24 protein-coding genes are annotated in these 23,727 nt (G+C 70.6%); 6 read left to right on the top strand and 18 right to left on the bottom strand.

The features are described 5' to 3' along the window. Positions 1–219: 219 nt before the first annotated feature. From OO63_RS36500 to OO63_RS36455, 10 genes are all read right to left on the bottom strand, one after another. Positions 220–3,267 carry a BTAD domain-containing putative transcriptional regulator gene (locus OO63_RS36500; protein ID WP_030363322.1) on the bottom strand — a complete coding sequence of 1,016 codons (3,048 nt, stop codon included), beginning with the start codon at positions 3,265–3,267 and terminating at the stop codon, positions 220–222. A gap of 199 nt (positions 3,268–3,466) precedes the next feature. After that, entirely contained in the window at positions 3,467–3,934 is a 468-nt protein-coding gene (locus OO63_RS36495; RefSeq protein WP_030363321.1) for a TadE/TadG family type IV pilus assembly protein, read from the bottom strand. Then, positions 3,931–4,362, bottom strand: coding sequence for a TadE/TadG family type IV pilus assembly protein (locus tag OO63_RS36490; protein WP_234311455.1), 432 nt, complete (start codon positions 4,360–4,362; stop codon positions 3,931–3,933). The genes OO63_RS36495 and OO63_RS36490 overlap by 4 nt, the downstream gene beginning before the upstream one ends. A gap of 8 nt (positions 4,363–4,370) precedes the next feature. Continuing rightward, entirely contained in the window at positions 4,371–4,805 is a 435-nt protein-coding gene (locus tag OO63_RS36485) for a TadE/TadG family type IV pilus assembly protein (protein WP_030363319.1), read from the bottom strand. 67 nt (positions 4,806–4,872) lie between these two features. Further along, a complete protein-coding gene (locus OO63_RS36480) occupies positions 4,873–5,124 on the bottom strand; it encodes a hypothetical protein (protein WP_030363318.1) in 252 nt (83 codons plus the stop codon). Between the two features lie 92 nt (positions 5,125–5,216). Continuing rightward, positions 5,217–6,146 (bottom strand): type II secretion system F family protein, encoded by a 930-nt coding sequence (locus OO63_RS36475; protein ID WP_030363317.1) that lies wholly within the window; start codon positions 6,144–6,146, stop codon positions 5,217–5,219. Then, entirely contained in the window at positions 6,143–7,159 is a 1,017-nt protein-coding gene (locus tag OO63_RS36470; RefSeq protein WP_030363316.1) for a type II secretion system F family protein, read from the bottom strand. The genes OO63_RS36475 and OO63_RS36470 overlap by 4 nt, the downstream gene beginning before the upstream one ends. A gap of 7 nt (positions 7,160–7,166) precedes the next feature. Beyond that, positions 7,167–8,474 (bottom strand): TadA family conjugal transfer-associated ATPase, encoded by a 1,308-nt coding sequence (locus OO63_RS36465; protein ID WP_030363315.1) that lies wholly within the window; start codon positions 8,472–8,474, stop codon positions 7,167–7,169. Next, a complete protein-coding gene (locus OO63_RS36460) occupies positions 8,471–9,322 on the bottom strand; it encodes a hypothetical protein (protein WP_030363314.1) in 852 nt (283 codons plus the stop codon). Before OO63_RS36460 ends, OO63_RS36465 begins: the two co-directional genes overlap by 4 nt. A 17-nt stretch (positions 9,323–9,339) precedes the next feature. Then, positions 9,340–10,065, bottom strand: a complete 726-nt coding sequence (locus OO63_RS36455) for a hypothetical protein (RefSeq protein ID WP_030363313.1) — start codon at positions 10,063–10,065, stop codon at positions 9,340–9,342. Between the two features lie 716 nt (positions 10,066–10,781). Here OO63_RS36455 and OO63_RS36450 point away from each other — a divergent pair. After that, complete coding sequence (locus OO63_RS36450; RefSeq protein ID WP_030363312.1) at positions 10,782–11,750, top strand: S1 family peptidase; 969 nt, start codon at positions 10,782–10,784, stop codon at positions 11,748–11,750. Between the two features lie 107 nt (positions 11,751–11,857). Here OO63_RS36450 and OO63_RS36445 read toward each other — a convergent pair whose 3' ends face one another. Then, entirely contained in the window at positions 11,858–12,412 is a 555-nt protein-coding gene (locus OO63_RS36445) for a DinB family protein (protein ID WP_078619590.1), read from the bottom strand. Between the two features lie 58 nt (positions 12,413–12,470). Beyond that, on the bottom strand, positions 12,471–13,103 hold the full coding sequence (locus OO63_RS36440; protein WP_030363310.1) for an AAA family ATPase: 633 nt from the start codon (positions 13,101–13,103) through the stop codon (positions 12,471–12,473). A gap of 218 nt (positions 13,104–13,321) precedes the next feature. Here OO63_RS36440 and OO63_RS36435 point away from each other — a divergent pair, with 218 nt between their 5' ends. From OO63_RS36435 to OO63_RS36420, 4 genes are all read left to right on the top strand, one after another. Beyond that, a complete protein-coding gene (locus tag OO63_RS36435) occupies positions 13,322–14,011 on the top strand; it encodes a hypothetical protein (protein ID WP_030363309.1) in 690 nt (229 codons plus the stop codon). 96 nt (positions 14,012–14,107) lie between these two features. After that, positions 14,108–15,553, top strand: a complete 1,446-nt coding sequence (locus OO63_RS36430) for a hypothetical protein (RefSeq protein WP_030363308.1) — start codon at positions 14,108–14,110, stop codon at positions 15,551–15,553. A 154-nt stretch (positions 15,554–15,707) separates the two neighbouring features. Next, the gene (locus tag OO63_RS36425; protein WP_030363307.1) at positions 15,708–16,244 is read left to right on the top strand and encodes a hypothetical protein; all 537 of its coding nucleotides are present in this window, start codon (positions 15,708–15,710) and stop codon (positions 16,242–16,244) included. A gap of 148 nt (positions 16,245–16,392) precedes the next feature. Next, positions 16,393–16,707, top strand: coding sequence for a hypothetical protein (locus OO63_RS36420; protein ID WP_030363306.1), 315 nt, complete (start codon positions 16,393–16,395; stop codon positions 16,705–16,707). 82 nt (positions 16,708–16,789) lie between these two features. Here the strand turns inward: OO63_RS36420 and OO63_RS42665 are convergent, their stop codons facing one another. Beyond that, positions 16,790–17,398 (bottom strand): hypothetical protein, encoded by a 609-nt coding sequence (locus tag OO63_RS42665; RefSeq protein WP_051811537.1) that lies wholly within the window; start codon positions 17,396–17,398, stop codon positions 16,790–16,792. Positions 17,399–17,705: 307 nt separating this feature from the next. Between OO63_RS42665 and OO63_RS36410 the strand changes: the two genes are divergently transcribed. Further along, the gene (locus OO63_RS36410) at positions 17,706–18,284 is read left to right on the top strand and encodes a hypothetical protein (RefSeq protein ID WP_030363304.1); all 579 of its coding nucleotides are present in this window, start codon (positions 17,706–17,708) and stop codon (positions 18,282–18,284) included. A gap of 38 nt (positions 18,285–18,322) precedes the next feature. Here the strand turns inward: OO63_RS36410 and OO63_RS36405 are convergent, their stop codons facing one another. The 5 genes from OO63_RS36405 to OO63_RS36385 form a co-directional block, all read right to left on the bottom strand. Continuing rightward, entirely contained in the window at positions 18,323–19,630 is a 1,308-nt protein-coding gene (locus OO63_RS36405; protein WP_030363303.1) for a hypothetical protein, read from the bottom strand. Positions 19,631–19,720: 90 nt separating this feature from the next. Then, on the bottom strand, positions 19,721–20,569 hold the full coding sequence (locus tag OO63_RS36400; RefSeq protein WP_030363302.1) for a hypothetical protein: 849 nt from the start codon (positions 20,567–20,569) through the stop codon (positions 19,721–19,723). Between the two features lie 144 nt (positions 20,570–20,713). Next, the gene (locus OO63_RS36395; protein ID WP_030363301.1) at positions 20,714–21,310 is read right to left on the bottom strand and encodes a hypothetical protein; all 597 of its coding nucleotides are present in this window, start codon (positions 21,308–21,310) and stop codon (positions 20,714–20,716) included. A gap of 128 nt (positions 21,311–21,438) precedes the next feature. Next, entirely contained in the window at positions 21,439–22,659 is a 1,221-nt protein-coding gene (locus OO63_RS36390) for a hypothetical protein (RefSeq protein WP_033264802.1), read from the bottom strand. 114 nt (positions 22,660–22,773) lie between these two features. Further along, positions 22,774–23,586: a hypothetical protein gene (locus OO63_RS36385; RefSeq protein ID WP_030363299.1), complete on the bottom strand. Its 813-nt coding sequence runs from the start codon at positions 23,584–23,586 to the stop codon at positions 22,774–22,776. Between the last annotated feature and the right edge of the window lie 141 nt (positions 23,587–23,727).

The raw sequence follows: 23,727 nt of genomic DNA, 5'->3' as shown, positions 1-23,727 counted from the left end.
GGGTGGGAGAGCCGACGCGGAGCGGCGGCCACGGTTGCCGCCGGGGGCAACGGCCAGCCAAGCCCGACGGCCAAGGCGAGCACCGCACGCCACCCGGGGGCGAACCCGGGCCCCACAGCAACGGGCGGGCGGGTGGGAGAGCCGACGCGGAGCGGCGGCCACGGTTGCCGCCGGGGGCGACGGGCACGGGCCCCGCAGAAACGCGCCCCGCGAGAACCCTCATACCGCAGAGGCGAGCCCCGCCCGCCACCCCGGGAGCAGTTCGTCGAGGAGCGCCTCCGTCCGGGGAGGCACCCCACGGGCCCCGCTGCGGGCGACCAGGTCCGCGGCGAGCGCCTGGAGGCGTGCGGGGTCGCCCACGGCATGGGTGGCCCGCAGCAGCTCGTGCCAGAGCCGCTCGTCGCCCGGCGCGGAGCCGAGCGCCGCGTTCAGGGCCTCGATGGCCTTCTCGGCCCGGTCCTTCTCCAGGTGGAACTCGGACAGGGCGAGCCCGATGTCGGCGACCAGCAACGGCAGTTGGGCGTCGACGATCTCGTGGGTGAGCCAGCCGTACCGCCCCTCGGGCCGGTCCGCGAGCAGCGGGCCCCGGACGAGGACGAGCGCGTCGGTGAGCATCCGCCCGCGCACGGCGCGGTTGCCGGACCCCCGGCCCTGCGTCGCCTCGTGGTAGAGCGACCGCAGGACGTCCAGGTCGGACACGACCGACTTGGCGAGGGTGAGGCGCCCGGTCGCGTCGACGCGCAGCCGCGGCGAACCGTCGGGCTCGCTGCCGAGCCAGTCCCGCAGCCGGTCGACGAGGGCGTCCCGCACGTCGTCGGTGACGCCGCGTGGCCACAGCGCGGAGGCGAGCACGCGCGGGTGCACCCCTTCGCGGTGGAGCAGAAGCAGCGCGAGCGCCTCGTGCAGGAGCGGGCTGCGCTCGCCGTCGGGCGTCTCCAGGCCGATGATCTCGTAGCTGCCGACAAGCCGCGCGTACACCGCGGGCCGCCCCTGCTCGCTGACGTCGACGAGGAACGGCGGCGCGGCCGCGGCCCCGCCGTCGGAGCCGTCGCCGCCGCCCTCGGGCCGCGGGTCGGCCGCGACGAACAGCTCGACGACGGCGCGCCGCAGCGCGTCCGGCAGGAGCTGGGCCTCAAGTTCGAGGCCGAGCAGCGGGGCGAGCAGCTTGCCCTCGCCGGTGACCTTCATCTCCCAGGCTGCGCCGGGCAGTTCACCGGTGTCGGAGCCGACCAGATAGCCGATGCCGAGGCGGCTGGCGTCGGCGGCCAGCTCGGCGAGCTTGACGGCGTCCTCGGGGCTCGGCCCGTCCGCGAGCAGCACCAGGTGCGGGGCCCAGCGGGTGTGCTGGGCGGGGCCCGTACGACCGGTGAGGACGGAGTCGTGCCCGGCCGCGCCGAGCGCGCCGCGCCGCTGCCGGGTCTCGGCGTCCATCGTCTCGATGAGCGCCTCCACGTCCTCCAGGTGCCGCAGCCGGTTCGGGGCGAGCGCCGTGAGGTCCTCGCCGAAGCCGACGAGGGTGATGGTCATGCGGTCCGACCAGCCGTTGGTGGCCAGTTCGGCGGCGACGGACGCGAACACGGCGGCCCGGTCGGCCGGGCTGCCGCCGAGGGACACGATGCCGGGCACGGCCTCCAGGTTGAGCAGCAGGCGCGAGTCGTCCATCGTGCCGAGGCAGACCAGGCCGGGGTAGGGCGCGGCGGCGTCCACGTCCCCGTACCGCTCGGCGTCCGTGCGGGCGAGTGTCCAGAACGTCTCGTCCTGGCCCAACTGCCAGGGCGCGGGCGGCCGCCCGGAGGCCTGGGCGAGCTGGAGGTGCAGGTCGCCGTTGCTGAGCCAGGCCGCGTACACCGTCGGCAGCGGGCGGGACTCCTCCGTCAGCGCGGCGGCGAGGCCGCGCAGCGACCGGTCGAGCAGCCGCACGCCCGCGGGGTCGGCGCCGACGAGCAGCGCGTCCTGGGCGTCGGCGGCGGAGCCGGTCGGCGTCGGCGGCTCCATGCCGCGGCGCAGGCCGACGGCGCCCATCGCCGACTGCCACAGCGTCTGCCGTCGGCGGCGGCCGAGGGCGCCGAGCAGTCCGGCGGCGAGCAGCGGCGCGCCGATGAGTGCCTCGGGCAGCCCGAAGCCGGAGTCGTCGGACTCGGCCGCGGCGGGCGTACCGCTCTCCCGGCCGGTCTCCTCGCCATCGCCCTGGGGGCTCTGGCCGCCCTGCCGGTCCTGCCCGTCCCCGCGCGCGCCGCCGTCCGGCCGCTGCTCGGGGATCGTGATGTGCGCCGTGTCCTGGTCGACGGAACCGCCGCCGCCCTGCCGGTCACCGCCACCCTGCCGGTCGCCGCCGCTCTCCTGCGCGCCGCCGCCGTGGCGCTGGTCCCCGGTCTTCGCGTAGTCCGAGATCTGCTCGCGGACCTCCTCGGAGACCTTGGGGGCCTCGTCGGGCATCTGCACCAGTTCACCGCCGTGCGCGTCGGCGGGCATTTCCATGATCCAGCCGGGCCGGATCAGGCTGGCCTCGGAGAGCCGCGAACCGTCGGGCTGCTCACGGTCCTTGTTGAGCTGGTAGATCTCCTTGTACCGCCGCCCGTCCCCCAGGTGGCGCTCGGCTATCTCCCAGAGCGAGTCGTGGTGGCGTCCCTCCGGGGGCTGGATGCGGTAGAACTTCGTGTCCCCGTCCTGCCCCGTGCCCGCCTTGGCCGCGGCCCGGCCCGCCTGCTCGGCGAGGGCGGCCGCGGCACCTGCCGCGGCGGACTGCTGGTCCTGCCCGAGGACGCCCGGCGTCTGCTGCGCGGCGGCCGCGGCCGGCTTCTGGTTGCCCTCCAGGGACTGCCCGAACTGCGAGAGCCCCGGCGCGAAGCTGGCCGCCGTGGCGCCCACGAGCAGCAGCGCGGCGACGAGCTGCCGCGCGAGGACCTGGCTCGCCCCGGCCCCCGGCACCCGCCCCGGCATCCCCACGCCGGAAAGGGCCGCCTTCACCTCCACCAGGACGCACGCCGTGAACTGGGCCCAGGCCAGCCAGACCACCACGGTCAGCACGTTGATGAACGTGCCGACGGTGATCTCCTGCTGGAGCCAGTCGAGGGACGGCGCGCCGCCGGGCAGCGGCCACCCCACGAAGTAGGCGAGCGCGCCGGGCACGCCGACGACCAGCGCGGCGAGGGCCACGAAGGCGAGGCACGCCTTGACGAAGTCCCCTGCCGAGCGCCGACGCCCCGGCAGGGGCTGAGGCGTCCGGTTCCGCGGACCCGTCGAGCTTGGGGTGGTTCGTCGCGCCATGGCGGGTGTCCTGGTCCTGATCCTTGTGGGGTAAGTGGGCTCGTACTCAGCGATGTTACGGAAGGTGCCGATGCCCTGGCAGGGGCTGTGGATAACTCTCGGCGGCCACCGGCTCGGCAGCCGCCTGCCCGGCGGTCACCGGCCCGGCAGTCACCGGCCCGGCAGTCACCGGCTCGGCGGTCACCGGCTCGGCAGCCGTCTATCCGATCTCGTTCTCCGCCGCCGCCCGCCCGTGCACCGTCACGTCACCGCCGAAGAACATCCCGGTGAAGACCGGGCTGTAGGTCATCTCGACCTCGACCTCGACCTGTTCGGCGGTGGCGCTGACGCAGTGGGTGGCGGCCACGTCCGGGCCGGTCAGGCCCATCTCGCGGGCGAACTTCTTGACCCGGGCGTCGCAGTTCTCGTAGTTGATGGGGGCGCCCTTCGCGCCCTCGTACAGGCCCTCGGTGTCGAGGTCCTGCGCGGCGTACCGTGCGGCCTGTTCGGCGATGTCGGCGGCGCGTTCGCGCTTGGAGATGGACAGGCCGCCGTCGATCACGAACGCGGACAGGGTGAGGAAGACCAGCGCGAAGACGATGACGGCGCCCGCGCCCGAGCCCCGGTCGTCCAGACGCGCCCGGCGGGCGTCCACCACGGCGCGTACCCACGCGCATGCCGCGTTCACGCCGACCTCCGGTACGGATCCAGCGGGGAGCTGAAGCTCGCCTCCAGCGTCGTCGGAATGTCCAGGCCGAGCATCTCCAGGCCCCGCACCTCGCAGCTCACCTCGACCGTGAAGAGCGTGTCCGGCTCGAAGCCCGCGCTCTTCTGGACGACGTGGACGGGCCCCGAGCAGACGTCCTCCAGGTCGGCCTTGGCCGCCTTGCGCGCCTCGGCCATCGCCGTGCCCTGGTCCTTCTGGATGGAGCCCGCGCGGGCGGCGTCGCGGGCCGCCCCGTCGATGGCCCCCCGGCCGTCGACGAGCTGCCCGAAGGCCACCAGGACCAGGATGAAGAGGATCATCACCGGCGCCAGGATGACGACTTCGACGGTCGAGAGCCCCCGATCCCCCGAAAGCCCCCGGTCGCCCGAGAGTCCCCGTGTACGCGACACCCCCCGCATCACCCTTCCTCCTCGACGAACCGCTCCACCGGCCCCGACGACTGCGCGTGCACCTGGAGGTCGAGCCCCGGGAACACCGACGGCACGTCGGCCGTGATCTCCACGCCGACCGTGTTCTGCTCCGGCTGGAGCGTCTTCACGTCGGGGCCGAGGACGAGCTTCGGCCCGAGCTGGCGGATGTAGGCGTCGACGACGTCGGTCGCCTCGCCCCGCCAGCCGCCCGGGTTCTCGTCGGCCGTGGCGCGGGCCTTGCGCGCGCCCGCCTGGGCCGCGGCCTGGGCCACGTGGTCCGCGAAGAAGTACAGCGCGAACTGCACCGTCGCGAAGATCAGGAAGAAGAGGACCGGGGTGAGCAGCACGAACTCGATCGCGGTCATGCCGGATTCGCCGCGGGTGGAGGCGGCCTCCACTCTTCGGCGCACGAATCCCGGCATCCGGTCGCGGCTCACCCCTCGCCCGCTCCCGCCCCCGTCGTCCCTCATGTCAGCTACAGCCGTCCGGTCAGCAGGTCTTGCTGGCGTCGGCGCCCTCGATGCAGTCGCTGACCTTGTCGGCGCCGCCCTTGAGCGCGTTGTTGATGATCGCGGCGACCACGCCGACGATCGCCACGACGACCGCCGAGATGATCACCCACTCGACGGCGGACGCGCCGCGGTCGAGCTCGCCGGAGCGGGCGCGCTGCACGCGGCCCTGCAGGAAGGTCACGAGGAAGTCGACCGCCGGGATGCCGGTGCTGAAGTTCCGTCCGTTCATGGTGAGTTGTCCTCTCGAAAACAGAGTGTGTGGGGGGATGTACGGGTCTGTGGAGCCGCGTGCGACAGGTCCCCCGTCGCCGGGCTCGGGGTTCAGGCCTGGAACACGCGCATCGCCGCCGGAAAGATGAGGAACACCAGGAATCCCGCACACAGCAACAGCTGTGCCACCAGCATCGACTGTGACTTCTCGCCCGCGCTGCCCTCGATCTCGGCGAGCTCGCGGTGGCGCATCGTCTCGGCGCGGGAGGCGAGCGACTCGCGCACCTTCGCGCCGTCGTCCGCGACCAGGGCGAGCGACGCGGAGAGGTCCTTGAGCTCTTCGACGCCCAGCTGCTCGCCGAGCGAACCGAGCGCCTGCCACTGGCTGATGCCGGTGATGCGGGCGTCCGACAGGGCGTTGCGGATACGTTGCGTCGCCCAGCCGTCCGACACCTCGGCCGCCGCCATCAGCGCCTCGGGCAGGCCGCGGCCGCCCGCGAGGCTCATGGAGACCAGGTCCAGATAGGCGCCGATGACGCGCCGCAGGTCACGCCGCTTCTCCTGCGCGTCCCTGCGTACTTCGAGGTCGGGCAGGAAGAAGAAGAGCACCCCGAACATCAGCGCCAGCCACACCGGGATGATGGGGCTGCGGCCGAAGCCGAGGGTCCAGATGATCGCGAACAGGAACGGGCCGAAGAAGACGCCGGTGGCCGCGAGCAGCACCTTCGTCGCCAGGAACTTCTCCCAGCTCCGGTCGAGCACCGCCAGGTCGGCCCGCAGCGACCGCAGCTCCCAGCCCTGCTGGACGTAGAACTCGGCGGCCCGCGCGCCCACCCGGGCGCGCAGCGAACCGAGCCGCCCGGTCTCCTCGGCGTCCGCGGCGCGGTGCGAGGACTCGTATGCCGCTCCGCGTGCCCGCATCGCGTCGATCCGGGCGACCGTGGCCACCGCGGAGCGCTTGGACGGCATCAGCGCGCGGACGAGGGCGAAGATGCCGAGGCCCAGCGTCGCGCCGATGACGATCGGCATGGTCAGGTTCACCGGCGTACCCCCTCGGTGGAGTTGGTGTGCGGCGGCAGCGGCTGCTGTCCCGGCGCGCCCTCGGGGCCCACGGCGCCGGGCAGCGGCGCGCCGCCCGGGCCCCGGGGACGTACGAACTGCACACCCGGCTCGTCACGGACGAGGAAGCGGTCCGGCGTCTCGACCGTCGACAGCTTGCGCAGCCACCAGAAGCCGAGCGCGAACAGGCCGCACACGCAGGCGAGCACGAGCTGCCCGACGGGCGTGCTGTACGGCGACACGAACTCGCGGTTGAAGATCGAGAGTCCGAGTACGAAGGCGATGGAGACGGCGACGACGATCTGCACCGAGCGCCGGGTCGAGGCGCGCTGCGCCATCACGCGCTGGCGCATGTCGACCTCCTCGCGCGCCGACTTGGCGAGCGCGCCGAGGACCTGGCGCAGGCCGGGGCCGCGCAGCTTGGCGTTGAGGATGAGCGCCGCGACGATGATGTCGGCCGAGGCGTCGTCGATCTCGTCGGCGAGGACCTGAAGGGCCTCGGGCAGCGGGGTGCGTGCCCGGAGCCGGTCGACGAGGGCGTCGAGGTGCGGCCGCAGGACGGGCGCCGCGGCCCGCGCGGACGCCGGGATGGCCTGCTCCAGGCCGACCGCGCCCGCGATGGTGTCGCGCAGCGACTCGGTCCAGGCGGCGAGCGCCTCGACCCGCTTCATCTGGAGCCGCTCCTCGGCGGCGCCGCCGAACAGCTTGTCCCAGAAGAAGACGAGGACGCCGGACGCGATGCCGGCCACCGCCCAGCGCGTGAGCAGCAGCACGACCAGGCCGACGCCGATGGCGAGGGAGCCGCGCTGCCCGACGAAGCGGACCAGCTCGTTCATCCGCTGGCTGGCGCGCTGCTTCTCGTGGGCCGCCTTGACGGGCAGTCCGCGGATCGCGACGAGCAGCAGCGCGAGTCCGCCGCCGACGGCGACACCGCAGGCGAGGCCGTAGAGGACGGGCAGCGAGAAGACGCCGCCCATGGAGCCGAGTGCGTTCATGTCGTGCTCACCCCCATTGCCCGGCGGGCCGGTAGCCGAATGCGGCGAGGTCGTCCATGCAGGCGATCGGCGCGTGCGGCACGATCCGGCCGTCCGGCGCCTCCGCGAAGACCTCGCTGGAGAGCACCCGGCCGTCGACGCCGTTGACCTCGCGGACGGAGGTCACCATGCGCTGGAGCTTGCCGCCGGTCTGGTAGTTGTTGCGCCGCTGGATGAAGACGACGAAGTTGACGGCGCCCGCGACGAGCATCTGGCTGGCCTCGATGGGCAGCCGCTCGGAGGCCTGGAGCGCGTACGTCGAGATCCTGTTGAAGACCTCGCTGGAGCTGTTGGCGTGGATCGTGGAGAGCGAGCCGTCGTTGCCCTGGGACATCGCGTTCAGCATCGTCACGATCTCGTCGCCGAGGACCTCACCGACGATGACGCGGGAGGGGTTCATGCGCAGGGACCGGCGGACCAGTTCCGCCATGGATATCTGGCCCTGTCCCTCGGAGTTGGGAAGGCGCTCCTCGAACGCCACCACGTTGGGGTGCAGATCGGCGAACGTGTCGAGGCCGAGCTCCAGGGCGCGCTCGACGGTGATGAGGCGCTCGTGCGGCGGGATCTCGTTGGCGAGGGCGCGCAGGAGCGTGGTCTTCCCGGCGTTCGTGGCCCCGGCGATCATGATGTTCTTGCGCGCCCGCACGGCGCAGGCCAGGAAGTGCGCGACGTCCGGCGTGAGCGTCCCGTTCCCGACCAGGTCGGACATGAACACCTTGCCCATGCGCGCGCGACGGATCGACAGGGCGGGCCGCCGGGCCACGTCCATCACGGCCGAGAGCCGGGAGCCGTCGGGCAGGCGCAGGTCGAGCTGGGGGTTGGCGGAGTCGAAGGGCCGCGACGAAAGCCCGGAGTAGGCGCCGAGGATCTGGATGAGCTCGATCAGCTCCTCGTCGGTCTCGGCGACCGGCTCGGCCTTGGCCTCGCGCCCGTCGGCGTACCCGACGAAGACCTGGTCGCAGCCGTTGATGTCGATGTTCTCGACCTCGGGGTCGTCCAGGAGCGGCTGGAGGCGGCCGACGCCGAAGAGCGCGGCGTGCACGGCGGCCGCGTACTGCTCCTCGGTCTCGGCGTCCAGCGGGGTGCGCCCGGCGTTGATCTCGCCGCGGGCGTACTCCTCCAGGATCTGCGCGATCACGGCGCGGGCGTACTGCCGCTCGTCCTCGCTGGTCATCGGCGTGACGCCGGAGACCTGGTCGAGGCGGCGCTGCTCGGCGATGCGGTCACCGGCGTCCTGCCGGAACCGCTTCACCAGCTGGTGGTCGACGGCGCTCATCGCCCGGCACCCGCCGTCGGGCCCGCGGCCGGGCCTGCGACCGGATTGCTCCAGGCCGCGCCGTACTGCTGGTACAGGTCGACGGTCACCTTGCGGGCCGAGCGGATCAGCATCGACTTGTCGAGCCGTCCGCGCTTGCGCCCGGCCAGCTGGTCGGCGCCCGCCGGGTCGTCGGCGAGGGTGCCGACGACGCGGGCGCCGGTCTGCGCGGCCATCAGCATCTCGTTGACCTGGTGCACCAGTTTGCCGGAGTTGCCCGGGTCGGCGATCAGGACGACGCCGATGAGCGGGGTGGCGAGGGTGGCGGCGCCGCGCGGGCCGCCGTGCAGCTTCGCGGACAGCGCGGCGGCCCGGTCCCGGACCCGGGCGATGGCCTCCGGCTCCGTACGCGAGATCAGCAGGACCAGGTTGGCGTGCGGGAACAGCTCGATGGCCGGGCTGTCCCCGGCGATGCGCCCGCAGTCGGCTATGACGTCGGCCGGGGCCTGCGGGGAGTCGGCGAGCTGGGCGAAGGCGCGCCCGAGCGTCGGCCAGATCCCGACGAGCCCGGCGGCCTGCTCGGAGATGCCGAGGCCGACGAGCACTTCGAGGCCGCCGGACAACGGCTGGGTGTGGTCCCAGAGTTGGTCGGGGACGAGGCCGCGGCGCGCGGTCGCGGCGATGGACAGCATGCCGGTGTTCGGGTTGAGCGGGCCGCCGTGCGCGGCGGCGCTGCGGTAGACGAGGTCGCCGCCCGCGGGATCGGTCTCCGCGACCAGGACCCGCCGGGGCCACACCGCCGCGAGCGCGACGGCCGCGGTGGTGACGCCGGGGGAGCCCTTGTCTGCGGCGAGAGCGATGAGAGCCATGTCTCCTCTACTCGCCTCTAGTTGCCGGTGCCGGGGACGACCGCCACGGCAACCTCACCGAGCGACGCGGCACTGGTGACCGCGGCGACATCGTCGTTGTCGACGAGGACGGTGATGCTGAGGTTGCCGGTGCTGATGGTGCTGTCCGACTTGTTGTTCACGGCGCCGACGCGGGCGTCCGGGACCAGCAGGGTGCGGCCGGAGGAGCTGCCGCCGGTGCCCTTGTCGTCGTTGGAGCTGGACGAGCCGTTGGCGGCGACGCGGTAGAGGGCGACGGTGTCGCCCTGCTGGAGCGTGGAGGGGTACTGCCCCTCCTTCAGGGACAGCCCCACGGAGGCCTTCCCGCTGGGGAGGCCGCCCTTGTCGTCGAACATCTCGCCCACGACGACCGTGCCCGGGTAGAGGGTGGTCTTGGCCTTGAGCTTCGACAGCGCGCCGAGCTTGGAGTACTTGACGTAGTGCACGTCCGAGTCCGCCGCGACCATCACCGAGGTCGAGTTGTCCTTGGTGACCGATTCGCCCGGCGCGATCCGCTTCGTCACCTTGACGACCTCGACCCGGTCGCCCGCGCGCAGCACGAGCACCGTCGCCCCGAGCGCGCCGACCAGGATGAGCAGGACGGCCAGAGCGGCCAGCGCCGGTTTGCGCTCGCGAGGCGCAGTGGGAAGGCGCTCACCGACGCCCGCCGGAGCCGACACGGCGGAACGGTTGTTGCCCGCCCCCGTACGCTCTTGGATCTTCACGCAACCGCTCCCCGTACGACCCAGAAAAATCCGTCATGTGAGACACCCAGATGCGACTCGCATACGCCTCGGCCGGGGTTCCATCGGCCCGTCAGCCCCAGGCGCGGTGTCAAGCCATCGCACCGTATCAGCAGCACATAAGCCCCTCAAGGCGCGTTATGGATCGCGAAGCTCAGGCGCTTCATCGTTATTCACGCGCAATATGGGCCCCTTGGTTCCGACGTCACGCCGGGAGTACGCCAAGACACCTTCGTATGCGACTGCGAACCAACTCGCTTTGCGCATAACCCTTTCGGGCGACGACATCCCGCCACCGGAATCCCCCGCCCCACTCGCCCCGCCGCACCCCGTATGCCCCTCCGTCAGCCATCAGAACGACGCGAGGAGGGACGGGAGCGGTTCCCGGGGCTCTGAGCGGAACGTGAGGCGGAGCGGGCAGGTCACCGCGGCGCGCGGCCGGAGGCACCGGACGATCGCCACACCTCCCCAGAACCTCCGCACAAATTTGCGGGGCAGGCCGGTCGACAGGGCGACATGACCGAACTATCCGACTTGCTCGAACCATTGCGGAGAGAACTGTGCGACGGGATGAACCCACTCTCGCGCGACGCCCTCTCCCTCTGCGGCGCCCGAATCTCCACACACGCAGGTCCCGTACCGGCTTCACAAGGCGCTGCACAACTCAACAAATCCACCGAAAGAGAAATTCAACCCCCATGAGACTTTCCTTTCCTTCCGGCACTTCCCGCCCTTCCCGCACCGCCCGCGCGGCCGCGGACACCACCAGCACGAGCCGCGCGTCCCGCACCTCCCGCGCTCCCCGCGCCGCCCTCGCCTCCGCGACGGCCGCGACCGCCCTCGCGCTCATGGCGACCAGTGCGCCCGCCGCCAACGCGATCATCGGCGGCACCGAAGTCTCCAACGACGCCTACCCGTTCATGGTGGCCGTCCTGGAGAAGGGCTCCGGCAGCGCCTTCGACCGCCAGTTCTGCGGCGGCAGCCTCATCGCACCGGACGTCGTCATGACGGCCGCGCACTGCCTCGTCGACGACGCGGGCAAGCCCGTCAAGGCGAAGACCGTGCAGGTCGCCGTCGGCCGTACGGTCCTCTCCAAGAGCGGGCAGGGCCAGATACGCAACGCCAAGACGAAGGGAACCGGCAGCCGGGGCAGCATCGTCGTGCACCCCCGCTACCTCAAGGGCCAGGAGGCCTACGACGTCGCCTTCATCCAGCTCGACAAGCCGGTCCGCGGCATCAGCCCGGTCAAGCTGCCCACCCAGGGCACCGACTCGCTGCTGCGCCCCGGCCAGAAGGCCACCGTCGCGGGCTGGGGCAACACGGACACCGCGATGACCCACACCCCGGACCGCCTCCGCCAGGTCAAGGTGCCGATCCTCTCGCACAACGAGTGCAAGGTCAGCTACGACGGCTACAGCTCCAAGGTCAACTTCTGCGCCGGCGTCGAGGGCAAGGACTCCTGCCAGGGCGACAGCGGCGGCCCCATCTTCCGCACCGTGCCCGGCCGCCAGGACCCGATCCAGATCGGCGTCGTCTCCTACGGCGACGGCTGCGGCGACCAGGGCGCTCCCGGCGTCTACACGTCCACCAGCTCGGCGAAGCTGTGGAAGACGCTGGACGAGTCGCCGTCGGGCAAGCGGCTGAAGCGGGCGCTGGGCCGCAGGTAGTCCGGGACGCCCCGGGGGCACTGCCCGCCCCCGGGGTTCGGGACACCCCTGCTACTCCCCCTGCTCCCCCCCGTCTACTCCCCCTGCTCCCCCGTCTACTCCCCCTGCTACTCCCCCGTCCTGCCGTCGATCCGCTCCCGCAGCAGATCGGCGTGGCCGTTGTGGCGGGCGTACTCCTCGATCATGTGCGTGAGGATGTGGCGCAGCGAGTAGAAGGTGCCGCCGTCGTGGCCACCCGCCGTCTCCAACGACCCGGCGGCGGCCACGGCGGCGCGGGAGCGGGCGCACTCCTCGCGCCAGAGCCGAAAGGCCACCTCCGGGTCGGCGTCCTCGACGTCGAAATCGGCGTACTCGCCCGGCGCGGCGCCCGGCCAGTAGGGCTCGTCCGCCTCCCCGAGCAGCACGCTCCGGAACCAGCCCCGCTCCACGTCGGCGAGGTGCCGCACCAGGCCGAGCAGGGACAGCGGCGACGGCGGCACGGCCCGCTCCCTGAGCTGGTCGGGGGTCAGGTCCGCGCACTTCAGGGCGAGGGTGTCGCGCTGGAACTGGAGGAACGCGGCGAGCATGGTGCGTTCGTCGGCCTGCCCGGGAGGCTCGACCCGAGAGCCACCAGCAGCCCCACCCGCACCGACGTCACCACTGAACCCCTCGCTGCTCACCATCCCCCCATCCTGCCCGCCCGTCCCCGTCCCCGTCCCCGTCCCCGCTCCTCCCACAGCCTCAGTCGAACCGCATGTGCTTGACGCCCGTCCACGCCCGCCGGATCCGCCCCCGCACGGCGCTGTCCGTGTTCGGCAGGAGGGTGAGTCCCGCGGACGCGGCGATCCGATCGGCGCTCCGCGCGACGGAGACATGATCCGTCCACATCTGCTCGGCGAACTCCGGCTCCCGCAGCCGCTCCAGGCACAGGTCCAGCTTGGAGACGGCGAAGCTCTCGCGCCGCAGCGGGGCGTCCCGCCCACCGACGACGCGCACGACATGCCCGAGACCGCGCTCGCGCAGCCGCTTCAGGACGGTGCGCCGGTCGGCGAGCAGCGCGAAGTGGCGTACGTCATGACCGCGTTCACGCAGCCGCCCGACGGTCTCCTGAAAGTACGCGGGCTCGACGACCGTCATCGGAACGATCACGGTCCCCTCGTGCTTGGCCAGCGCCAGATCGAGCACGTCGCACACCGCCTGCCGCCACACCGGCAGATCCTGGAAGTCCCCGCGCAGCCCGGGCGGCATCATCCGGTGCAGCCCGAACCCGACGTACTCCGGGTCACACACCACACTCCCGGGCAGCCGCCGCTGAATCTCGAACGCCGTCTGCGTCTTGCCGCCGCCGAAGGGGCCGTTGAGCCAGAGAAGCATGGGGCGACGGTACGCCGCGCCCGACCGTGGGCAAGCATCGATTCGCCAGGACGGTCACCGGCTGCCCTTTGCAATCGCGGGCGGGCGCAGGGTGAGGAGCGCCGCCTTCCCGACCGGTGTGACATCCACCCCTGCTCGTTCCACCCCAGACCGCCACCACCGGTGACGTGGAGCTAGGGTCGAACAGATCCCTCACCCCGACCACGGAGGCAGGACCGGTGTTCGGCAAGAACAAGCACATCGACGAACCCCCCGTACCCGCCATCCCCTGGGCGGACGTATGGGAGTTCTCCATCGGAAACGAAGAGCGGCCGGCCACCGGTCGGCGCAAGGACCCCGTACTCGGGCCGCGCGCTGTCAGGTCTCCGCAGGGCGGCGGCGAACTACGCGTCTTCGCCCCGGCCGCCTACGTCCTGTCGAAGACTCCACCCGCCTCGGCGGCGAGCGCCGAACGATCCCTGTACGAGGACGCCGAGGGCCGGAATCTGCTGTGTTCCCTCGACGCCGCCGAGACAGTCGAAGGCGAACGCCACCATGTGGTCAACGACGGGCAGGGCAGGCCCATCGGGACGATCCGCCGCATTGCGCCCCTCAAGCATGCCCTGAGATCGACATGGCGCATCGAGCAGCCCGGCCATGCCCCCATCACGAACAGCGCGGAGTGGGCCCAGAGCGGCCCCAAGGAGATCGTGCAGCGTGGCGCGGGCAAGTTCCTGCTCGGTGCGCTTCAAGCCGTGTCCGACATGGGCTCCGAGGGCGGCGATCAAGCCTCCAAGTCACGCGCCCTGGAATGGAAGTGCGACGGCGAGCTGGTCATGACCTCCGAGGGCCACAGCCGATTCCTCATCCGGGCGGCATGGCTGGACCGTCGCCTCGTGTTCGCATACGCACTCCTACGCGATCGCTGAGCACAGCATGTAAGGTGCACACATATCACCGCGCACCTACTCCCGGCAGTCCCAACAGGCGGGCGTCGACATGCTTTAGGGGGATGAAGCGTGAGCATGCGGAACGCCAGTCCAGACGACCTCGACCAACTCGCCAAGCTTCTTGACGGGCGTGGCGGTGTCGGGGACAAGCTCGATGACGCGTTCGCAAGAGCATCCCAGCTCGGCGTAACCAGCAAACTGTCCCCTCTCAGGCCGATGCGGCCGTGGGTGACCAGCACCGCGCCAGACCTCCGCAAGCGGGCCACGCTGCTCAGGCTGGACAGCGGCGACCCGTCAGCGGGCCTGCTCTGGGCCGGTTTCAGCTCGAAGGACCTCGAGAAGTACGAGGGCGGGAAGCTCAGCCCCGACGCGCTGCTGTTGGCCAACTCCGTGGCAGCCAGCGCCGATCCCGATGCGTACAAGTTCAAGCGCCGGCCTGACGAGTCCCTGGCGGAATGGGTCGAGCGGCTCGAAGCGCATGCGATTTCACAGATACCCGGCCTGCAACCACACGAAGAGACCCTCGCGACCATGGTCGGGCTCTTCGGTGACTGGACTTCCGTCACCGCTGCCACCGCGGTCTTCACCGTTCAAGGGACATCACTGACCAAAGTACTCGCGGGCAATTCACTGAAGCGGGGTGCCCTGCGAACTTGGAAGACTCGGCTCGGCGTTGCACTGAGAGGGTCCGAAAAAGGCCTCATTCGCTCGGCCGGCAATGGTCTCATCAAATGGACGCCGAAGATCCGTTCACTCAGCGCCCCGGGAAGCTGGCTTCCCGGGCAGCTCGGTTCGTTCTTCTCGCGCAGCTCCACCTATCAGAGCCTCTCTCGCATACCGCTGACGAGTGGCCTCCGGGGCGATCTGCTGGGCAGCGCGTACGACGGAGTGCGCGGAACGCCGGTGATGCGCGGCCTCGGCGCCAACAAGGCCATCAACTTCTTGGTCGGATCCGACGAACTCGCCAAGACATACGGGGGCTTCACGCATTCCGGGCAGCCGGTGGCTCGCGCCGGAAATGCCAGCCTGCTGAAGGTTTTCGCCAAGTCCGCGAACACTCAGAGGTTCATCAATTCCCTGCCGAACACAGCCCGGGGTGTCAGCACCTTGCGGGGCGCCGGTGCCTTGCGGACCGGACTCGTCACAGCCACGAAGACCGCGGGTTTTCTGCGTGGGGCAGGCATCGTCGGCGGCCTCGCCTCCACCGGCTTCAGCGCGGCGAACGTCATTTCTCAGGGCAACCCGGTGGACGCCTTCAAGAGGAAGGGAGCCGGATACGTCGCAGATGTGGCAGAGGTCGGCTTCAACGCGTCCCTGACGGCAGCCATGGTCGCCCCCAACCCGTTCACCATCGGTGCCGCTGTGGTGACAGGGGCTGTCTACGGCGGGGCGAAGGTCGTCGAGCACTGGGACGACATCAAGGAAGGCGCGGGCAAGGCCAAGGACTGGGTCGGGGACAAGGCGAAGGACTTCGGGAAGAGCGTCGCGAAGTCAAAACTGAACCCCATGAACTGGGGCTAGCGGCAGGCACCCGAGGCCGCCCTCGTCCGTAGTGGATGCGTGAGGCCGTTCGCGCCGTTCACAGCGTTCGCGCTGGCGAAACCAAGGGGTGTTTGAGTAGCGTCGGATCGCCTCGCAGCGCCTCTCACCAGGCCGGATCCGACAAGGAAGAAACATGACGTACGTCGAGAAATCCCCCAAGACCTGGTCCAGTGTGTGTATCGGTGTCTATCTGGCCGGAATTGGCTACATGGGGGTGGAAACCCTGCCCGACGACTTCGGTGTCTGGCTCGGCGTTTCCGGGCTGTTCCTCCTGTTGCTGCTGCCGTGCCTCGCCGTCCCGATATCGAAGCGGATCTACCACCGCATCGAGATCGACGCCACCACGCTGCGCGTCGGCCGTGAGCGCCTGCCGCTGACGGACATCGACCCCGCGTCGGTCCGCGCCGCCGCCCAGGGCCAGCTCCCCAGCGCACCGCAGCGCTACGCCACCTCCCTGAACACGCCCGACGTCCTCTCGCCCGACGCCCGGGGCAGCCACGCCAACCCCCGGCTCATGGGCGGCGCCTGGGGCATGCCGATGGGCATGGACAGCGTCGTCATCGCCACCCGGCGCGGGGAATTCCTGACCGTCGCCACCCGCGACCGCGCCGCGTTCCTGCAGGCCCTTTCCGCTCCGCTGCACCCGGCCGCTCCACCGCAGCAGTACTGATGCACGGCTGTTGAGGAGTGGCTCGATGTCGCTGGAATCCGGCCAGTAGAGTCTGGCGGGCCAAGGCCGGTTCGCCGCCGCAGACGTCCCTGTCCCGAACAGGGTCGGGTGGCGGGCCGGGACCCGTTCACCGATCGGAGACATCGAGTTGCGCAAGCTTTCGCTCGCAAAGCGGTCCATAGCCGTCGGGGCCACCAGCCTCGCCGTGCTCGCCATGACCGGAACGGCCCACGCGGCACCGGCGCAGGCCCGCGCCGCCGCCCCCTCGTGCGTCAAGGTCAAGGTCGACAAGGGGATCATCTCGCAGACCGCGTACGTCACGAACAAGTGCTCGTCGACGAAGCGGGTCAAGGTCAGGTGGTCCTTCGCGCCGGACTCCGGCTGCAACACCCTCAAGCCGGGGCAGAAGTTCAAGACCAAGCGGGGGCTCGCGGCGCAGTTCGACGGGTTGCCGTTGTGCTGAGGCCCTTCGGCGCGAAGCCACGTCGCTGAGGCCACTGGCGTGAAGCCACGTCGCTGAAGCCGGTGCCCGGCCCGGGCACCGGCTAGTAGCTGGACTCCTCGGGCCGCGGGTCCAGCACCCTGCCGAGCAGCCCCGACACCCGCTCCGACGCGGTGAGTTCACGCGTGTCGATGTGCTCGAAGACGATCGCAAGGGCCAGGTCCAGCGCGTCCGCCTCCGCCTCGCCCGTCACGGCGCCGAAGCTGCCGTTCCCCTTGCCCCGCGGGTTCTTGCCGCGGGTCATGGTGATCTCCACCCCGGGGCGGCTCAGCACGGCCCCGCGCTCGAAGCCCGTGACGACGTACGTGTACGGCCGCCCCTGGCACGTCATCCGCAGGGCCCGCGCCTTGTTCCGGAGCGCCTTCGCGTTGAAGTCCAGCGGCACGCGCTCACCGGCCACGTCGAACCGGGCATTCCGCAGGTTCGGCCTCGCGGGCCCCACCGTCCGGAACACCACGTCGGGCATCCGCTCTCCGTACAGCCGCGTCTCGTACTGCCGGTTGCCGCCCTTGAGACCGGGCTTGCGCCACTCGACCTCCACGGTGACGTCCCCGAAGGAGCCCACCGTCCCGGTCAGCCCGTGCACCTTCGCGGCGCGGCCGGGCAGCTTCTTGGCCCGGTACCACTCCAGCTCGAATTGAAAGTCCGACATGATTCCTCATTGTGGGGCTGACGGTGGAGCAAGGGCCTGCGGCGGCTCGCGCGTTCTTCTTGAAGGAGACCCCTCCCTGCGGCATCACGTACCGCCGCTCGTCCGGTGACGGCACGTTCCCGCTCAAGGCGTCCCTCACCTGGGAGATCAGCTGGACGGGCACCGGGCACGCGGGGCCGGCCTCGGCCGATCCGGCACGCCCCGGTTAAGGTCGAACTGCCCCGGAGCGACGTCGGCCCATGAAGCGGCCACGACTCCTTGATCGCATTCCGGGCAGAGCGGGAACGTCATCCGACGAGAGAGAGCAATGGCGGACTTTCAGTTCGAACTGCTGCGGTACACGCGTAAGAAGGTGCGCGGCTACAGCGGAACGGTCGGGCCTTTCGGCGAGGTCACCATCGAATCCGAGTGGCGGAAGGGAAGCATCAAGACCGCACACAGGCAGCAGGAGGTGCGCCTGCTCGGTGAGCAGATGCCGGAGGTCGTGTACCGGACCATCGGCCCGGGGCGCCCCATGCTGCGGAACGCACGTCTCCTCATCGAGGGAGAGCTGGCTCGGCTGACATTCAACAGCAAAGCGTTCCGCAACAAGGCGCGTGCCTTGCGGATCGACTGTGGTGAGCGTTCCTACGAGTACGTCGTGACGCGTCTCGCCAAGGGTGCGACCCTCTCACGCCCAGGCATCGAAATCTCTTTCACCCGCGGCAAGAACGCTCAGGGAAAATGGGGATGCCAGGGTACGGTGTCCGGCGAGGCTGACGCACTCGACCTGGCGTTGGCCATTGTCTTCGAAGACGTGGACACAATGGAGTTGACGACGACGGGACATGCCACCGAAGCCATCCACCGTTTCCTCAACCCTCGTTCGAATGAGCCCATCGCCTAATAGCGACGATTGTCCCAGGAATTCAGGCACCGTGGCGCTCACCAAGGCGCCTTCCAGTTCATGGGATTCAGTTTCGACTTGGCGATGCCCTTCCCAAGGTCCTTGGCCTTGTCCACGGTCCAGTCCTTGGCCTTGCCCGCGCCCTCCTTGATGTCGTCCCAATGCTCGACGACCTTGGCCCCGCCATAGATGGCACCGGTGACCACGGTGGCGCCGATGGTGAACGGGTTGGGGGCGACCATCGCAGCGGTGAGGGACGCGTTGAACCCGACCTCCGCGACGTCCGCGACATAGCCCGCGCCCTTCTTCTTGAAGGCTTCGACGGGATTCCCCTGCGCCCAGACATTGGCAGCGCTGACACCGGTGGACAAAACACCGCCACCGATACCGAGCAGACGGATGCCCCCAGCTGTCTTGCCGGCCGCGCCAAGTCCCTTGAGGAACGGAGACGCCGTCTTTCCGGCGGCGATGACCGACGGACGGGCATTGCTGAGTTTCTGGAAGTAGGCAGCCGATCGTCCGACTCGGATGAGGCTTGCCTGACCGGCACGAGTGACGCTCACCCCGGAGTGGGTGTACCCGCCGTACCGCGCGGCCAGAGCATCGGACCCGACGACGAAGTCGATGCCCCTCGCCACCAGAGGTGCACGCACACCTGGCAAGGCTCGAAACCCGTCCCACCCACGGCCCAGCAAGTCAGCGCGATATCCCGCGCTGAACGGGATTCTGCTGGCCCTCTGGTAAAGCGTGCTTCGAGCGAAAAGGCCGCCCAGCTTGCCGGGGAGCCAACTGCCCGGCGCGGTCAGAGAGCGCAGCTCGCCCCGTGAGATCCTGCCCAGACCGGCAGCGACAAAGCCCCGGAAAGTGCCGGACTTGTTCAGCCATTCGGATGCGACGGCTGCCCGCAGCAGACCACTGTGCCAGGAATTCTTGAGGTAGACATTTCCCATGATGAGGCTCGTGGCCATGGTCCAGCCACCGATCCTGGCAGCTCCGGCGAGTTCAGTGACACCCTTGATGAACTTCTCGAGGTCTTTCTCGCCGATCTCCTTCAGGCCAGGCACCTTCGCCAGGTAATACGCCTCGATCCGCGCCAGCCAATCGCTGTACGTCTCCCGGTGACCGCGTTCGAAGAGCTGCTCGCCGCGCACCAGCGTCGCCCGCTTGCGCAGGTCGGGCGGGGTCGTGGTGACCCAGGTGCGCATCGGCTTGATGGGGCCCAGCTTGTCGGAGACGCCGAGTGTGGAGGCGCGGGTGAAGGCCTCGTCCAGTTTGTCCGCGAGACCGCCCTTGCCGTCCATGAGCTTGGCGAGCTGGTCCAGGTCGTCCGGATTGACGTTCCGCATTTCTCATCCCCCTGAGTACGTGCGTGACCGCGGCCGCGCGCGTGCCGACGCCCGTGGGCGTGGCCGCGGCGGTGAGCGTGACCGTGTGCGCTAGGCCGACGCTCCGGTGCCGACCAGCTCCGCCTTGTCCGGCAGCAGGTCGGCGAGCTTGTCCCAGACCTCGCCGGCGCTGGAGCGGACGAGCCGCAGCGTGCTCTCGGGGCCGACCTGCCCCTCCTTGACGGGCTCCTCCGGCCGCACCCGCAGCCAGTGCCCGTGCGGGCCGCAGTCCCACACGGCGATGGAGCGCACCGACTCGCCCGCCGCCTGCGCGCGCTCGTCGCCCCAGGCCGTGGTCACGCGCCAGGTCGCGTCCAGGGACAGGGTGAGGTCGACGAGCGCGGTCAGCTCGGGGTCCGCGAGGTCGCTCGCCGCGGCCAGGGCGGAGACGGCCGTGGCCTTCGCCGCGTCCAGGTCGTCCGACTCGCCGCCCTCCAGCGCGGCGAACACCGCGTCGAGCGCGCCCATCGTCGTGGTGATCTCGGTGACGCCCGCGAACGCCTGCTCGTCCTGCTCGCCCCGGCGCAGCTTCACCTTGCGGGCCAGCTCCCACACCAGCGTCTTCGGCTCGATCGGTACGTACTCCGACTCCTCGTCGCCGGGCCACGCGTCGTGGGAGTACACGGCGTCCTGCCCCACGACGACACCGTGCACGAGCGTGCCGTGCTGGCCGGTCACCTCGGCCTGGATCATCACCAGCGGCCGGGCGAGGGTGGTGAGGAACTCCATGAGCAACGGGGAGAGTTCGCCCTCGGCGCCCACCAGACCGATTTGCTGAAGCTCACCGAGGGAGTGGTGCAGCTCGGCGGGCGGGGTCTCCTTCTCCAGGAGGTGGGCGAAGACGGCGATGTGGCGGTCGGCGAACTTGAAGCGGCCGCGGGAGCTGTCGAGTGAAGGCATGCCCCTCAGTCTCGCTTGCGCAGGTCCCGCCCCTGATGGCGGGGTCGGTGCGGTGCTCCGGGGAGGGGTGGGCGGGGGCCGCTCGGGGCGCGGGCGAGGGCTGCCCGGGGTGTGGGCGGCCCCCGTCGGCCCGAGCGGCCGGGCTCAGGAACCGACGCGGGAGAAGATCCTTCCGGGGGCGGAGATCATCGCGCCGCCCAGCGACAAGTTGCGGGTGTAGACGCCCTCCAGGAGGATCGCCAGGCTCAGGTCCACCGAGTCCGTCGCCCCGGCGGTGGTACCGGAGATGGTCTTCGGGTTCTTCCAGCCCGAGCGCGTCATCGCGACGGAGGCACCGGCGCGCTCCAGCGTGTGATGTCTCTTGCCGCGCTCCTCGCGGTATGTGTACTCCCGCCCGAGCGCCGCGATCCGCAGGGCCCGGCCCCGTCTGTCGGTGCTCCACGCGCTGCGCGAGAACGTCGCCGTCTGGCCCGCGACGGTCAGCACGCCGCGGGCCAGGCGCGGCTGCACCGTGTAGCCGAGGCCCTGGAAGGTGGACGGCGGGATGCTGTCGCCGCGTACCGCCGTGCCGACGTAGAGCCCCTGGTCGGCCACGGGCACCACCTCGCGCGCCGGGTAGGCCAGCTCGACGCCGCCCAGGTTGCCGACCTCGCCGGTCCACCAGTAGACCCGGTCGCGGAGCCTGACCTGGCCCGACGGCTCACCGCGCCGCAGCTCGAAGGAGAACCCGCCACTCACCATTCCCGACCTTCCTCTGCATCTCGGCGCAGCGTTCACTGCGCCGCGGCCGCTCGGCACCGCGCCTCGGCGCCGGACCGCGTACGGACACCGCGGCCGGACGGCCGCGCCAACCGAACGGATTGGCCGCGCTAACCAAACGGATTGAGCGACTTCAAAAGTTTCTTGCCGCCTTCCTTGGCCTTGTCCAGCCCTTCGCCGACCTTGTTCTTCGCCCAGGTCCCGGCCTCGGCGACCTTGCCGGGGAACTGTTTGACCTTGTCCCAGTTGTCGATCACGGACGAGACGCCGTACACGACGCCCGTGACCGCGGCGGCGCCGATGGTCACGGGGTTGGGCGCGATCATGGCGGCGGTGAGGGAGGCGTTGAAGGCCACGCCGGAGACGTCCGATATGTACCCGGCCTTGTCCCGCTTGAAGGCCTCGATGGGGTTGCCCTGCTGGACGAGGTCGAAGGCACCGATGCCGGTGGCGGCGATGCTGCCGGCGATGCCGGTGGCGCGCCACCAGCCGGAGGTCTTCGCCGCCGCGCTGGCGCCGGACGCGAAGGCCGCGAGCCGACTGCCGCCGGTGGCCGTCCTCAGGGCGGCGGCGTTCTTCCCGACCTTGAGCAGGCTGGCTTCCCACGCCCACTGCTTCCCGGCGAGGGCGGCGTAGTTGTCCGCTCCCGTCAGGACGTTGAGGATCGCCGACGGTGTCCTGGCGCCGATCGCGGCGCCCTGCCGGGCGATGCCGGACGGAATGTAGCTCGGCGCCTTGCCCTTGAGGATCTGCGCGAGCGTCGTTCCGGGCGCCTTCAGGAACTCGCCCTTCTTGAAGTACTTGTAGAGGCCCAGCGTGCCGGCGGCCGCCACCTTGAAGGCTCCGGGGACCGTGGAGGCGAACGCCGTCAACTCGATGTAGTCGCTGACGACCTCACCGAGGTTCTCGTTGCCGGTGACCTTCGCGACGGCCTCGCCCTTGATGCGGGTGATCCAGTCGCTGAGAGTCTCGTGCTCGCCCTTCTTCAGCCAACTGGGGTCGAACTTCCCGCCGTTGGCCACCGAGGCGTTCGCGATGAGCATGATGTCCGGCGGCAGGTTCGCGTCCTTCAGCTGCTCCGGCGTGAAGCCCGCGTACAGGGCGGCGGCGAGCGGGTCGCCGTCCCCCGCCCGGATGATGGCCGCCCGCTTGCGCAGGTCGGGGGCCGTCTTCGTCACCCAGGACGTCATCGGGTTGATCGGGGCGAGCTTGTCGCGCACGCCGAGCGTCGAGGCGCGCGTGAAGGCCTCGTCCAGCCGGTCCTGCAAGTTGCCCTTGCCGTCGATCAGCTTCGCCAGCTGTTCGAGATCCGCCGGCTTGGCCAAGCGCATGGAGCTGTCCGTCACTTGTCCCCCTGAGTCCAACCTGACTGCATCGCGTTCGCTGCTTCGGCGACTGCCCCGCGGACGGCCGCTTGGGATTCCATCTCGGACGACCGCCGGGTGCTACGCGGCCGGGTCGACGAGGAGCTGTTCCTGGTCGGGCAGGAGGTCCGTGATCCGCTCCCAGATCTCCTTGGCGGTGATGCGGCGCACCTTCAGCTCGCTGCTGTCGTCCACCTGGCCCTCGCGGACCGGCTCGGCCGGTGCCTCCCGGACCCAGTAGCCCTCAAGGCCGCAGTCCCACACGGCGAGCGCGGAGACGCCGAGGCCGTCCGGGGCGTCCTCGCCGCCGGGCCAGGCCACGGTCATCCGCCACATGCAGTTGAGGTGCGAGAGGACCTCGGCCAGACGCGCGGGGGCGCCCACGGCCTCCGCGATGGCCTCGTGCTCCTCGTGGCCCTCGGACTCCATCCGGTCGAGGACGGCGTCGAGCACGCCCATCGTCGAGACGATCTCCTCGCCGGCGTCGGCGTCGTCCGTGCCGTCGGCGGGCCCCTTGTGCAGGTCGACCATCCGCGACAGCGCGAAGACGAGCATCTCCGGCTCCACCGGTACGTACTCCGACTCCTCCTCGCCCGGCCAGCCCTCGTGCGCGAAGACGAAGTGGTTGCCGACCACGGCGCCGCTGGTGGACACGCCCTGCGGGCCCGTCATCTCCACCCGGGCGATGACGTGCGGCTCCATGAGCGTCGACACCAGCGGATACAGCTCCGCCGAGATCTTCTCGTCCGCGTCGAGGATGCCCGCGTCCCGCAACTCCGCCCGCGCCTGCGCCAGCTCGTCCGGAACCTCACCTTCCTCCACCAGAAGTCCCAGCACACTGATGTGCGCGTCCGCGAGGCGCAGTCGCCGTCGGGCCGGATCCATCGCAGGCATTCTCTACTCCTCTGAACCTCTGTACCGCTGCACGACTGGCTTACGGCTTTCGGACTCGTCCGACGGATTGACGCTATCCACAGGGGTCGTAGTTCCGCCAATACAGATATCCGGTCAAGCCCCGCAAAGCAGGCAACTTGC

It is taken from the genome of Streptomyces alboflavus (genome assembly GCF_000716675.1).
Lineage (GTDB): Bacteria > Actinomycetota > Actinomycetes > Streptomycetales > Streptomycetaceae > Streptomyces > Streptomyces alboflavus.
The sequence above is the reverse complement of the archived record's forward strand: the minus strand, read 5'-3'. Positions and strand labels throughout refer to the sequence as shown.